The sequence below is a fragment of the Bacillus sp. FSL K6-1284 genome (assembly GCF_038002625.1).
In the GTDB taxonomy this organism is placed as follows: domain Bacteria; phylum Bacillota; class Bacilli; order Bacillales; family Bacillaceae; genus Bacillus; species Bacillus paralicheniformis.
The window spans coordinates 800,771-814,232 of sequence record NZ_JBBOCW010000001.1 but is presented as its reverse complement, the minus strand read 5'-3'; the positions used below and the strand labels follow the sequence as shown (position 1 = coordinate 814,232).

The 13,462-nt window shown below is 46.4% G+C and carries 14 protein-coding genes; 4 read left to right on the top strand and 10 right to left on the bottom strand.

Annotation, left to right across the window (positions count from 1 at the left end):
• Positions 1–121 precede the first annotated feature (121 nt).
• A complete protein-coding gene (gene folE2, locus MHB72_RS04020; RefSeq protein ID WP_023855779.1) occupies positions 122–1,024 on the top strand; it encodes a GTP cyclohydrolase FolE2 in 903 nt (300 codons plus the stop codon).
• A gap of 126 nt (positions 1,025–1,150) precedes the next feature.
• Positions 1,151–1,426 (top strand): ArsR/SmtB family transcription factor, encoded by a 276-nt coding sequence (locus MHB72_RS04015; protein WP_216921484.1) that lies wholly within the window; start codon positions 1,151–1,153, stop codon positions 1,424–1,426.
• A gap of 29 nt (positions 1,427–1,455) precedes the next feature.
• On the opposite strand, the gene MHB72_RS04010 is transcribed toward MHB72_RS04015, so the two are convergent.
• Positions 1,456–2,121: a DJ-1/PfpI family protein gene (locus MHB72_RS04010; protein ID WP_023855781.1), complete on the bottom strand. Its 666-nt coding sequence runs from the start codon at positions 2,119–2,121 to the stop codon at positions 1,456–1,458.
• 125 nt (positions 2,122–2,246) lie between these two features.
• Here MHB72_RS04010 and MHB72_RS04005 point away from each other — a divergent pair, with 125 nt between their 5' ends.
• The gene (locus tag MHB72_RS04005; RefSeq protein ID WP_216921189.1) at positions 2,247–3,161 is read left to right on the top strand and encodes a LysR family transcriptional regulator; all 915 of its coding nucleotides are present in this window, start codon (positions 2,247–2,249) and stop codon (positions 3,159–3,161) included.
• Between the two features lie 29 nt (positions 3,162–3,190).
• On the opposite strand, the gene MHB72_RS04000 is transcribed toward MHB72_RS04005, so the two are convergent.
• From MHB72_RS04000 to MHB72_RS03990, 3 genes are all read right to left on the bottom strand, one after another.
• Complete coding sequence (locus tag MHB72_RS04000; protein ID WP_216921192.1) at positions 3,191–5,080, bottom strand: ABC-F family ATP-binding cassette domain-containing protein; 1,890 nt, start codon at positions 5,078–5,080, stop codon at positions 3,191–3,193.
• Positions 5,081–5,164: 84 nt separating this feature from the next.
• On the bottom strand, positions 5,165–6,589 hold the full coding sequence (locus MHB72_RS03995; protein ID WP_216921195.1) for an SLC13 family permease: 1,425 nt from the start codon (positions 6,587–6,589) through the stop codon (positions 5,165–5,167).
• A gap of 147 nt (positions 6,590–6,736) precedes the next feature.
• Positions 6,737–7,342 carry a TetR/AcrR family transcriptional regulator gene (locus MHB72_RS03990; RefSeq protein WP_216921197.1) on the bottom strand — a complete coding sequence of 202 codons (606 nt, stop codon included), beginning with the start codon at positions 7,340–7,342 and terminating at the stop codon, positions 6,737–6,739.
• A 127-nt stretch (positions 7,343–7,469) separates the two neighbouring features.
• Between MHB72_RS03990 and cyoE the strand changes: the two genes are divergently transcribed.
• Positions 7,470–8,387 (top strand): heme o synthase, encoded by a 918-nt coding sequence (cyoE, locus tag MHB72_RS03985; protein ID WP_023855785.1) that lies wholly within the window; start codon positions 7,470–7,472, stop codon positions 8,385–8,387.
• A 157-nt stretch (positions 8,388–8,544) separates the two neighbouring features.
• Here the strand turns inward: cyoE and MHB72_RS22825 are convergent, their stop codons facing one another.
• The 6 genes from MHB72_RS22825 to MHB72_RS03955 form a co-directional block, all read right to left on the bottom strand.
• The gene (locus tag MHB72_RS22825) at positions 8,545–8,946 is read right to left on the bottom strand and encodes a methyl-accepting chemotaxis protein (protein WP_373367318.1); all 402 of its coding nucleotides are present in this window, start codon (positions 8,944–8,946) and stop codon (positions 8,545–8,547) included.
• A 466-nt stretch (positions 8,947–9,412) separates the two neighbouring features.
• The gene (locus tag MHB72_RS03975; protein ID WP_216921198.1) at positions 9,413–10,870 is read right to left on the bottom strand and encodes an aldehyde dehydrogenase family protein; all 1,458 of its coding nucleotides are present in this window, start codon (positions 10,868–10,870) and stop codon (positions 9,413–9,415) included.
• A gap of 159 nt (positions 10,871–11,029) precedes the next feature.
• Positions 11,030–11,353: a DUF2178 domain-containing protein gene (locus MHB72_RS03970; RefSeq protein WP_223254874.1), complete on the bottom strand. Its 324-nt coding sequence runs from the start codon at positions 11,351–11,353 to the stop codon at positions 11,030–11,032.
• Positions 11,337–11,546, bottom strand: a complete 210-nt coding sequence (locus MHB72_RS03965) for a helix-turn-helix transcriptional regulator (RefSeq protein ID WP_020450493.1) — start codon at positions 11,544–11,546, stop codon at positions 11,337–11,339. Before MHB72_RS03965 ends, MHB72_RS03970 begins: the two co-directional genes overlap by 17 nt.
• 144 nt (positions 11,547–11,690) lie before the next feature.
• Positions 11,691–12,410 (bottom strand): YebC/PmpR family DNA-binding transcriptional regulator, encoded by a 720-nt coding sequence (locus MHB72_RS03960; protein ID WP_216921199.1) that lies wholly within the window; start codon positions 12,408–12,410, stop codon positions 11,691–11,693.
• 119 nt (positions 12,411–12,529) lie between these two features.
• The gene (locus MHB72_RS03955; RefSeq protein ID WP_216921200.1) at positions 12,530–13,447 is read right to left on the bottom strand and encodes a DMT family transporter; all 918 of its coding nucleotides are present in this window, start codon (positions 13,445–13,447) and stop codon (positions 12,530–12,532) included.
• Between the last annotated feature and the right edge of the window lie 15 nt (positions 13,448–13,462).

Sequence of the window (13,462 nt, the reverse complement as noted above, 5' to 3'; positions counted from 1 at the left end):
CCTAAACGAAATCATTTCGATTTAATTTGCATGCTTTAGACATGACCACTTGATTTTATCACAGCATTCCCTCAAAATAAATAGGAACTATTTCGATTTACTACAGAAAGGGGTCTCATCAATGGAACGTATCCTGCATTTGCCCGCAAAACCCGAACGCCACCGCCGCTTCGGATCTGTCGAAGCCGTGAAAGGAATAAAACCGACCGATAAAGAACAGATGAAGGATATTCAAAATACACCGAACGACTATTTTTTTGACATTGACCATGTCGGTGTCTCAAACGTTTCGCATCCGATTTTGATTGCATCCTCGCTCAAGCCGTTTACACAAACGACGATCGGCGCTTTTTCCTTTACGACGAGCCTTGCGCGCGGCCGCAAAGGAATCAATATGAGCCGCCTGACAGAACAGCTGCAGCGCTATCACGAAGCAAACTGGACGATTGATGTCCATACACTGAAAGATTTTGCAAAGGATTTAGCCGACAATATGGAACAGCAAAGCGCATCCGTCTCTGTCAGTTTTCCATGGTATTTCGAACGCCTCAGCCCGGAAACCAAACTGTCAGGATTGATGCACGCCGATATCCATATGACAGTCTCTTATCATGAAAACAAAGGCTTTTCACAAACCGTCGGCATCACGGCCCATGTGACGACGCTCTGCCCGTGTTCAAAAGAAATCAGCGAATACAGCGCCCATAACCAGCGCGGCATAATCAAGATCACCGCACATATCAATGAGCAGGCGGAGATGCCGGACGATTTCAAAACCGAGCTTCTTGCCGCAGCGGAAACGAACGCAAGCGCAAAGCTCCATCCCGTCTTAAAAAGGCCCGACGAAAAAAGAGTGACTGAACAGGCTTATGAAAATCCAAGATTTGTAGAAGACGTCATCCGCTTAACGGCTGCCGACTTATACGAAATGAACTGGATCTCCGCCTTTGAGATCGAATGCCGGAACGAAGAATCGATTCACATGCATGATGCGGTGGCGCGGCTGTCGTTTTCCAAAATATAAATTAAAAAGAGCTGCCGGTTTTTCCGGCAGACTCGATCCTTATGCAGTTTTTGATTGATTCAGCGCCCGGCTGTTTTTAAACAGGAGCATTGAAAAAATATATAAAAACAGACAAACCGCCCTGACATCAGTTTATCCGCTGTTCTTTACGCCCTAAGTGATCAAATCAGACTTCAAATCATAAAAAATCTTGCAGAAGCCGGCGAACAATCGTGCAGCGCTGTTAACGTTCCCATTCCAAAATCAACCTTGTCTCATCACTTTAAAGTCCTTAGGGAATCGGGAGTCATTCATACAAGAATAGAAGGAACACAACGGTTTATTTCGCTTCGCCAAGAGGACTTGGACAGCCGTTTTCCGGGGTTGCTTCAAATCATTTTACAGGCAGACGAACCGTTGTAAACTGCCGGGTTCTCCCCGGCAGCTTCGACTTATTTCTCTTTCCGCACGTATTCAATATCATCCCGATACTGGCTGTACCCCTCTTGATACTCCATAACACGCGCCGTTTCTTCTATGAAGCTTTCATCATAGCCCGCTCTTCTCAATAAGTGAAAGCCCATTTCCATGCCTGAAGCAATTCCCCCGGCGGTGATGATCCGTCCGCTGTCGACGATTCTCGCCCGGCTGACGCGGCAGGCCGGCGCGATGTCCGCCAAGCGGTCGATCGGTACTTGCCCCATCTCTGACGCCTCAAGCCGATCCGGCTCTTTCCGGCTTGTGGCGGAAAGCCCGTCTAAGAGCCCCATGCGCCCGTAAATCCATGAACCTGTACATACGCTCACCAAAAGCGTCGACTCAGGCAGGGAACGGATGAACTGATGCAGCCGTTTGTTGTTGGTCTCCTGTCGTGTACCGAAACCGCCCGGAATTAAGAAAGCATCCATATCCGGCTGGTCATTGAAGCTGTAATTCGGATGAACGGTAAGCCCGGCTTGCGTCTGAACCGGTTTCATCGCATCCGCCACAAGAAAGGCGTCCAGTTCAGGATCGAGCCTCCTCGCCACTGAAAACACTCCGTATGGGGCGGCATAGTCGATGATTTCAGCATCCTTGAAAATGTACACGCCAAGTCTGAATCCTCTCGTTCTTTTCATTGTTTTCCTCCTCAATTTTTCTTTTATTCTTGCAAAACCTACGATATCATGGGGAGAGACATTTTACTTATGAATGATTACGATAGAAATCATTTTGATTTCCGATATCAAGGAGATGACAAGCTATGATTGAGCTTTTAGAGGGTAAATTTTTTAAAACCTTCATCGCCGTCATGGAAGAAAAAAACTTCAGCCGCGCCGCTGATCGGCTGGGGTATGTACAGTCGACAGTCACCAGCCATATTCAGCTTTTGGAGCAGGCTTGCGGACAGCGTTTGTTTCACCGGCTGTCAAGAGGTGTGAAGCCGACACCGGCCGGTTTGAAGCTAAGCAAATATGCCTATCAATTTATTCATTTAGGCAGCACCTTGGAAGAAGCGATGAATGAACTGGATCAGCCGCAAGGAACCGTCCACATCCGTATGCAGGAATCGTTTTTTCTGACGCGCACGTCTCTCCTGATCCGGGATTTTATTAAAGAATATCCAAAGATCAGATTGCAATTGGAAAACGGGTTTCAGCACGATATCGTTCAGCAGGTGCAAAACCATGCCGTCGATTTCGGAATCGTACCGCAAAATCCGAATAGGCCCGACATCCTTTTTACCCCTTTGCTCGAAGAAAAGCTGGTGTTCATCGCTTCCAATGATCTCGCTGAAAAGGTTGAATCTGAGAGCTTTGGCGCTCTTAGTCGTGAAACATTCATCAGCTTCGGTACAAGCTGCGTCTACCACACAAAAGCGGGCAGATTATTGCAAGATGCCGGGATTGAAGGAAACAGCGCCCTGGAGTACCCAAGCATCGCCATGATCAAAGAGGCGGTAAAATGCGGCATCGGCTTTGCCTTCATTCCTGAAATCGCCGTCAAACAAGAACTTGAAGCCAAGCAATTCAAACTGCTGCCTGTGACTGCCCCGATTGTCTCCACTCACGGGCTCATCGTCCATCAAGACAGAGAGCTGAGTCTGGCGGCGTCTTTATTAAAGGAAAAAGTAATCGGCTATTTTTGTAACGATGCTGAAAAAAGCCCGACAAATTAAAAACTGCCGGGATTTCCCGGCAGCTTCCATTACGATTGTTCCAGCTCCTCGATCATCAGCGACAGCTCTGTCCAGCGCTCCATTGCCGCATCGAGTTCTGCGGCTGTTTGCGCCTGCTCTTCCATCAATGTCTGAATCTTGGCGAAGTCGCTGCCGGCGGCGGCGATTTCCTCTTCAAGCCGTTTATGCTTTTCTTCCAGCGCAGCGATTCTGTCTTCGATGCCGTCCCATTCCAGCTGATCTTTATAAGACAGCTTCTTTCTTTTCTTTTTCTCAGGTTTGACAGGTTCTGCGGCTTCAGGCGCCGGCTTTTGACGACTGGTCTCCTTTTGCTTCTCCATATATTCGCTGTATGAACCTTGAAAACGCGAAACGTTTCCGCTGCCTTCAAATACAAGCAGCCTGTCGACGACACGGTCAAGGAAATAGCGGTCATGGGAAACGGTCACGACAACGCCGGGAAACTGTTCCAAATAATCTTCCAGCACTCCGAGCGTCTCGGTATCAAGGTCGTTTGTCGGCTCATCAAGGAACAGGACGTTCGGCTCTTCCATCAGCACTTTCAAAAGATAAAGGCGCCTCTTTTCTCCGCCTGACAGCTTGCGAATCAAGTTGCGCTGCATGCTCCGCGGAAAAAGGAACCTTTCCAGCATCTGCTCAGCTGTGACCACTTGTCCGTCGGCCGTTTTGACGACCTCAGCCGTCTCCTTAATGTATTCGACGACCTGCAGCGCATCGTTCATTTCGCTGTGATCCTGTGTATAGTATCCGATTCTTACAGTCTGGCCGATCGTGATCTGCCCTCCATCAGGCTTGACGCGGCCGGCAAGCGCGTTTAAAAGCGTTGTTTTGCCGATCCCGTTCGGTCCGATGATGCCGATCCGGTCCCCCGGCACAATCAGTTCATCGAATGAACGGACAAGCTGATTGCCGCCGCGGCTGATGTCAACACCTTCCGCTTCAATCACCTGCTTGCCGAGACGGTGGGAGCCGATGGCGAAATCAAGGGAAGAGCCGGTTTCAGGCGCATCTTGTTCCTTTAGTTCCTCCACCCGCTGGATTCTTGCTTTTTGTTTTGTCGAACGGGCTTTGGCTCCCCTTCTCAGCCAGGCAAGCTCCCTGCGGAGAAGGTTTTGCCGCTTCGTTTCGCTTTGTTCGGCGAGCGCTTCTCTTTCGGCCCGCTTTTCCAAAAACACTTCGTAGTTCCCTTTGTATGTGTATAGGCGGCCGCGATCCAGTTCATAGATCCTGTTTGTCACCCGGTTTAAAAAGTAGCGGTCATGGGTGACGAGGACGACGGAGCCCGGATACCCGCTCAAATAGCCTTCAAGCCATTCGATCGTTTCATTGTCAAGGTGGTTTGTCGGCTCATCCAAAATGAGGAGGTCAGCAGGCTGAATCAATGTTTTCGCAATCGCAACCCGCTTTTTTTGCCCTCCTGATAGCGAGGTTACTTCTTTTGCCACATCCGCGACGCCAAGCTTCGTTAAAATCGTTTTTGCCGCCGTATTCGCGTCCCAGGCGCCGTGTTCGTCCATTTTCCCCTGTGCCGCCAGCAGGTTTTCCTGCTTCTTCGGATCATCAGGCGAAGCATTCAGCTCCTGAAGCGCCTGCTCATACGCCCTCATCGTCCGCATCATCACGGAATCTCCCGAATAAATGTGCTCAAGTACGGTTTCCGGACCGTCCAAATCAGGATCCTGATCCAAGTACTCGATATGGAGGCTGCCAGGCTTGGTGATGTCTCCTTTTTCGGTCGATTCATGGCCGGCGATCACTTTCAGCAAACTGCTTTTTCCCGTTCCGTTCGGTCCGATCAAGCCGATCCGTTCGTTTTCTTCGATATGAAACGATATATGGTCAAATAATGTTTTATCTCCGTAAGTTTTATATAAACCTTCCGCTTTAAAAATGCTCATCTGTCTACCAATCCTAACGTAATGTCATAACCTTATTTTAATGCAGATGATGCAAGAAAACTAGTGAGAGCTTTTTCACGGACATTACAGGAAGACGGCCGGAAGCCAGAAATATACGCTGATCACGATCAAGACGACACCTGCGATATTGAGCCAAAAGCCCGCCCTGACCATGTCCTTCATCGTCAGCAGATTGGAGCTGAAAACGGCCGCATTCGGCGGGGTGGAGATCGGGAGCATAAAGGCGCATGATGAAGCAAGCGCAGCTGCCGCCATCAGCCCGTACGGCTCGACCTGAAGCGCGGCGCCAAGACCGATCGTCATCGGAATCACCATATTGGCGACAGCCGTATTAGACATGATTTCGGTCATAAATAAAATCGCAGCCGTCAAAATGATCAGTACAAATAAGTAAGGATGGCCTTCCAACAGCTTGAGCTTGCCGCCGATCCACGCCGTCAGATTGGTCGCCGAAAAACCGGCCGCAAGCGACAAGCCGCCTCCAAACAACAGAAGCAGCCCCCATGGCAGCGTCTGCATATCCTTCCATTCCAAAATCCGTTCATCCTTTGTACTCGGAATTAAAAATAGCAAAACCGCTCCGAAAATCGCAATCGACGTATCTGAAATTTGAAACGGCAGGATGAATTTGAACATCCACAAACATGCGGTCAACAAAAAAACGGCAAAAACCGATTTTTCCTCCCTCGTCATTGCGCCAAGCGCCTTTAAATCATGATCGATAAAATCAGGCTTTTTTCCTTGAAAGGCGCTCACTTTAAATTTTATTTTCGTTAAATAAACATATAAAATGGCAAGAAACAGAATGGAAACCGGGAACCCGAATAAAAACCACTCAAAAAACATAATTTCGTGATTGAGCATCTGTTTTGACATCGCGGCAAAGACCGCATTCGGCACGGAACCGACCAATGTGGCAAGTCCGCCGATCGAAGCCGCATACGCGACAGCCAGCAAAATGCTTTTGCTGAACTTCTGCAGCGATTCGCCTTTTAAAATTTCTTTTTCCTGCACTTCTTTAATAACTGCAAGTGCTACGGGAAGCATCATCAAAGCGGTGGCTGCATTCGAAATCCACATCGATAAAAACGCCGTCGCCGCCATCACGCCGAGCACGATTCGATGGCTTTCAGCCCCGATCCGCTTTAAAATATGCAAGGCCATCCGTTTATGAAGATTCCATTTTTCGATGGCGATCGCAATGATAAATCCCCCCATATACATAAACACAATCGGATCGCCGTATGCTTTGGCCGTCGTTTCCATATCTAAACCGCCCAATGTCGGCAGCAAAATGACTGGCAAGAGCGATGCCGCCGGAATCGGCACGGCTTCCGTAATCCACCAGACGGCCGTCCAAGCTGTAACCGCAAGAACGATCCGCGGCGCGTAAGCCAGCTCAGCTTCCGGTATCAAGCCGAGAATCAGCAAAAAACTGATCGGCCCCAATAACAATCCGGTCAGTTTAGTCGGTGTATATACTCTCATTTACCCCTTCCCCCTTTGAAAGCGATTTCCCATTCATCACTTTCGCTTCGCCCGGGGAAAATTCCTCTAAAAAATTTAAAATAAAATTTAAATTAATGTATGACACTGAGCCTAGAAATTGAAAAGTACAACTTTTCTATTAAAAAGTCACTCAGAGGCTGAAAGCAAATTTTTTAGCACTTTTCCATATAAATTCATCGGGACGCTTTCTCCATTAATAAAATTGAATATCGCAAGACCATTTTCGAGTGAAAAAATAGTCCAAGCGATTTCTTCCGAAGATAGCGTAACCTCATGATTCTCTTTCAACATTAGTTTCGCGACAGACTTGGAGATCCGGTCCACAGACTCCCTGATCATGCAAGACCATTTGTAGCGCACTGACTCATTACGCATCACATAAAGAAGAAATTCCATATTTAAAATCATCCACTTTTGATTTTCTTTCACCACTGAGACAAAATGATCATTCATTGTTTCAATAAAATATGAAAGTGAATGCTGATTATTTATGATTTGATCGATGTTATTCACTTGTAAATTCATTTGTTGTTCCAATAAGGCCAGAAAGAGCTCTTCCTTAGATTTAAAATTGGAGTAAACCGCTCCTTTGCTAAATCCGGCATGTTCAGCAATTTTTTCAACAGAAGCCCCATGAAAGCCAAGCTCCGAAAAAATCTCAACAGCCGATTCTAACAACAATTGACGTGTTTCCTCTTTTCGCTCTTTTTGGGTTAGCCTTCTTCTAAGCATTCTTCTTCCTCCTCTTATTGACAATCATACTGTTCAGAATTAACATACCATATAGTATGTATATTCTAAAAGGTATCACTAGCACTTCACTAAATCAACGTGTGGCCATAAAAAGAGGAGAAGAATCATGCAAATTGAAAATAATATCAAAACGGATAAACGACCTGTGTCCATCATATTGTCAAAAACCATTAAAACAGGAATTATTAAATCTAACCTTATTCCGATGTTTTCTGGATTAACATTATCTTTATATACTTATAAAATCAGCCTTTCTGAGAAATTACCAGAAATATTTTTTGCATTAATTGGGTCTATTTTAGTAATGGGAGCGGCAGGAGCTTTTAACAACTTATATGACCGGGATATAGATTCTATTATGGAGAGAACCAAAAACAGACCAACCGTTACAGGAGAAATAAAGCCTAAAACAGTTCTATGGCTCGGTATCTTTATGATGATTTTTGGTGTAATAATCCTTGGTTTCACCACCTCTCTGGCAGCACTCCTAGGGTTTCTAGGATTGTTTTTTTATATTGTCCCGTATACCATGTGGAGTAAGAGAAGAACAGTTTACAATACAGAGGTCGGGAGTATCGGCGGAGCTATGCCGCCTCTTATTGGATGGTCAGCTGTCTATCCGGACATCACACATCCTGCTGTTCTCGGTCTTTTTGTGACATCTGTGATATGGCAAATGCCTCATTTCTATGCTATAGCCATTCGAAAAAATGATGAGTATAAGGCTGCGAAAGTTCCAATGCTCCCTGTTATCAAAGGAGTTAAAAGAACATATATACAAACTAATATTTATTTAATCATCCTTATCGGGACAAGTCTCCTTTTTATTTCTTTGAGCCTCGGCATTATGCTTGTTTCCCTTATATTAGGTGTCATATGGTTGGTTCTTAGTGTGTATGGTTACAAAAAAATGGATTCAGAGAAATGGGCAAAATCCATGTTTATTTACTCTCTGATTCATATGACAATTCTTTTTTCGACTGTCATTATCTATTCTCTTATCGGAGTTATTTTCAATATATAGTTATTTGATTTCGTCTCTTTTACACGTTTGAAGGAATTGCAGTGTGACGGGAAAGAGCATACTCATGAGCCATATTTACGGCAGTCATTTCAATCGCTAGTGTAGTAGTGTTAGTAAAAAAACTGCCGACACATTGTCAGGCAGTTTTTTTCTATATCTAGTCTTCAAAATGATGTTCCGCCATCTTGGCGAGGTTATGCGCGTTGCTGCTGATCTCCTGCATGGTGGCGGAAATTTGTTCAACGCCGGCGGCCTGGCCGCTCGTATGTTCATTGATGACTTCGATCGAATGCTCAAGGTCTTTCAATAACGCGTGGATTTTCTTCGTGATTTGGTCAATCTGCCCGACGTTTTCTTTTGAGTGTGTGGCGAGCTTGCGGATTTCGTCGGCGACGACGGAAAACCCTTTTCCTGACTCTCCGGCTCTCGCCGCTTCAATCGCCGCGTTCAGTCCGAGCAGGTTGCTTTGATCTGAAATGCCTTTTACGGTAACTGAAATTTTCTCAATTTCTCCGGCGCTTTCACTGACTTCTTTCGCCTGCTTGGAAATGTCGGACATTTGTCCGGAAAACCCGCTGACAGATTCGGCGATATCCTGAATGGCTGAGGCCGTCTGCTCGACGATGACCGACAGGCTTTCCGCGACGCGGTGAAGCTGATCCGATTTTTCAAGACTCGTACCGAGTCCGACTCCGCCGATAACCCTTCCGTTCTCGTCATGGAGCGGGATCGCTCTCGCCGCAAGAGGGAAGCCGAACAGTTCCTTAGGCACCATGCTCACTTTCTTTTTGTTTTGGCGGATGGCGTCTGTAATAATATCGCCTTCCTGCAAAGGATCACCCGCTTTGACATCAAGGGAAAATGTCTTTCCCGGAATGTTGACGATCAGCTTTTCAGTATCGTAAATCCCCACTGTCACATCGTCCTGAATCAGCTGATTCAGAAACGGCGCCACTTTCACAAAAGCATCCAGCAGCGGGTGGATGTCCGTTTTTACTGCTTCATTCATGTATCAAATCCTCCTTTTAATATGGAAAAATCCTTTTCTGGTGCTGGACGGAAATCCATTTTAACGTTGTAAATTCGTCAAGGCTCCACTCACCGTTCAGCCTGCCGATTCCAGATTGCTTTTCACCGCCGAAAGCGACATGTGGCTCGTCGTTGATCGTTGTGTCATTGACATGGATCATGCCCGTCTCGATTTGCTTCGCGATGGCAACGCCGCGCTCCACATTTCCCGTGTGTACGGCTCCGCTCAGTCCGAACGAAGTGTCATTCGCGATCTCAACCACTTCTGCTTCGGTCTCAAACGGCATGACGCACACAACCGGGCCGAACAGCTCTTCCTTGGCGACAGACATGTCAGACGTGACATCCGCAAGAATCGTCGGCTCGACGAGATTGCCTTTAATATCGCCTTTTAGAAACGGTGTAGCGCCTTCTTCGATGCCTTTCTCAATCGATTTTCTTAAATGTTCAGCTTGGCGTTCATTAATGACAGGGCCGATCACAGTTTCAGGATCCAGCGGATCACCCGTTTTAAACCCGGAGATTTTTTGGCTGAACCGCTTTAAAAATTCCGGATACACTTCTTTTTGAACGAGAATCCGGTTGGCCGACATGCAGATTTGCCCCTGATGTGTGAAGCGGCTGAAAGCCGCGGCATTGACGGCGTATTCCAAATCGGCATCCTCAAGAACAATCAATGCGCTGTTTCCGCCGAGTTCAAGCAACGGTTTTTTAAAATGTTTGATCGCCAGCTGTCCGATATAGCTGCCGACCTTCGTTGATCCGGTAAACGAGATGATTCTCGGAATCGGGTGCTCAACGAAGCTGTCGCCGATTTCCCCGATATCCGTGACGACAACATTCAGAAGTCCCTCCGGAAGACCGGCTTCTTCAAAAATCTTTGCAATCAGCGTGCCGCCGCAAATCGGTGTTTCTTCATGCGGCTTTAAGACAACGCCGTTCCCTGCGCCAAGCGCAGGTGCAACCGATTTTACAGATAAAAAGAACGGAAAGTTGAACGGACTGATGACACCGACCACTCCCGCCGGAATGCGGTATATCCGATTTTCTTTCCCATCAACCGGTGAAGGGAGAATTTTACCTTCCATTTTGAGCGGGAAACCTGCCGCTTCTTTGATCATATTGACGACAAGATCGATTTCAAAAGCCGCTTTCAGCCGTGTTCCGCCAAGTTCCTCCATAATGAGGTACACGATCGCTTCTTTATTGTCTTCAATATAAGCCGCGGCTTTTTCTAAAATCGCTCTTTTTTCATAGGGATTGACGTTATCCCATTTCTTTTTCGCCTCAAGCGCAGCTTTGTACGCCGCATCGACATCCTCCCGCGTCGCTTTCCGAAAAGAGGTAATCGTTTTATGGGTAAAAGGATTCAGATCGGCCAAGACGCTTTCACTTTGGCCGTCTCTCCATTCCCCTCCTATGTATTGACGGTTGAGGTCAGTCATTTGAATCATTCAGTCCATCTCCTATCAAACAGTTTTGGGAAAAGTTAGACTACATCTTATGTATCGGCAGTCTTTCAAGAAAATTCAATCTCATGAGTCTTTTGGATATAAAAAAAGATTTTACCGATAAATCGGTAAAATCCGGATACAAAGGGGAACAGCACCATCTTAGTTTTTCTGCGCAAGGTAAACGGTTGTGATCAGCATTGATAAACATTGCAGGATATATAAACCTGTTATTAAGAAAAATGAAAAGGAAATCCCTTGGAAAATAATTGCCAATGTCCAGGCCATTAAAATAGCCGCCATTGTAATGTTCCAGGAGAGCGCCTTAGCCTGATAATTAATTTTCTGCTGGCGTTCATCGAACAGCCTCTCTTTTTTTCCAATCCGTTTGTTCACACTGTATATAATTACGATCCCGAGCACGCCTATTCCTAAACCTGCTAAAGCGATCAGTGTGTTTGTCATCGTTTCAGTCAATATTTTCATCCCCCTCAAAAATAAATAAATCTTCAATCAGACATTCAAAAATTTGAGCCAGTTTATGCGCCAGAACAAGTGAAGGTTTATACTTCCCCTTTTCAAGGGAAATCACCGTTTGCCTTGACACATCGAGCCTTTTAGCCAGTTCTTCTTGTGTCATGTTCAGCGAAGTGCGCTTTTCCTTTATTAACGTTTTCATCTTTCCTCCATCGGAATGTAAAGTTTACTATACGTAAAGTATACTTAACAAAAAATCAGGTGTCAAGTTAACTTTACAAATAAAAAAAGATAGACAAAACAGACTTTCGCCTGTTCATCTATCTTTTTACTTCACGATTTCTTTTTACGCCCCTAAATCGACATTATGGTAAACTTGCTGAACGTCTTCCAAATCTTCCAGCGCGTCAATCAGTTTTTCAAACTGCGCGCGCGTATCCTCAGGAAGGGCGACGTCATTTTGCGCGAGCATGGTCAGCTCGGCCACCGTGAACTCTGTGATGCCGGCGGTTTGCAGCGCCTCCTGTACGGCGTGGAACTGATCGGGCTCGGCATAGACGATCACCGCATCGTCTTCTTCTAAAATATCACGGACATCAATATCCGCTTCCATCAATAATTCGAGCGTCTCATCAGCCGTTTTGCCTTCAAAGCCGATGACGGCCGTCGGATCAAACATGTAAGCGACAGATCCGCTCACACCCATGTTTCCGCCGTTTTTGCCAAATGTGGAGCGCACATCGGCAGCCGTGCGGTTGACGTTGTTTGTCAACGCGTCAACGATCACCATCGCTCCGTTCGGCCCGAAGCCTTCATAGCGCAGTTCGTCATAATTTTCTTCAGAACCGCCCTTCGCTTTTTCAATCGCCCGCTCAATAATCGCTTTCGGGACATTGTATGTTTTGGCGCGCTCTAGCACGAATTTCAGGTTCTGATTCAGTTCGGGGTCGGGCTCTCCCTGCTTTGCCGCCACATAGATTTCGCGGCCGAACTTGGCGTAGATTCGGCTCGTATTCGCATCCTTGGACGCTTTCTTCTCTTTTATATTGTTCCATTTACGGCCCATGATGTAACCACTCTCTTTCAACATTGAATCTTTCATTCACAAAATCTATTATACCGCAGGGCAGGGCGATTTCATCAAATTGATGCATCGAATTTACGACATTTTTTTGGAAATCCGTCTTAAGATGCGAGTTTTCCGCTGTCTTTCTTCTGCTCTTTTTTCAAAACAGTAATGAAAATTCCTGCAATTACAAACACGATTCCAGTCAAATGAACCAGTGTGAATTGTTCCTTCAAAATGACGCCTGAGAGCACAACGGCCGATACGGGGAGAACCGAAGTGAAAATCCCGGAAACGCTCGCCGGCACTTTCGTCACGCCGTTGTACCATAAGTAAAAAGCAAGCACCGTAACAATCAGCGCGTAATAAAGGACATATGACCAATCAAGAAGCCCGGGCCCGCTAAAATCAAACGAGACAGCCTCAATGACCGCAAACGGCAGAAAAAACAAAAAACCGAACAACGAAACAAACGCCGAAATCGCCAATGCGGAAATATGAGGCGACAATAATTTTGCCATTAGCGTAAACATCGCTTCACCGATCACCGCGGCCGCGATTAACAGATTTCCCATCAAGGTATAAGGGCTCCCCGCTTCGCCGCCGGCCCCGAACAGATTGATCGCCATCACGCCGATAACCGCAAGTACGATGCCGGCAGCCATTCTTTTTTCTATTTTTTCTTTTAATAAAAAGAAAGCCAAAACACCGACAGCCATCGGCGTCGTGCTCGTAATAATGCCGCTCTCCATCCCCGTCGTCAGCTTAACCCCGTAAAGCATGCAGATGCTGAACAGAAAGACACCCGTAAAAGACTGCAGCAAAAGAACAAAGACATCTTTTTTCGATAGAGCGGGAATGCCTTTCTCAATCCAAAAAAGCAAGATCATTAAAACGGCAGCCGCGATAAAAAAACGAATGCCAGACGACAAAAACACCGGAATCGTCTTCACCATCAGCTTGCCGACAACAACCGAACTCCCGACGATCGCCATGGCGAGAGCCAGAGAAAAATAAACCGACATTTGGTTCCGCATGAGTTTTCTCCTGTC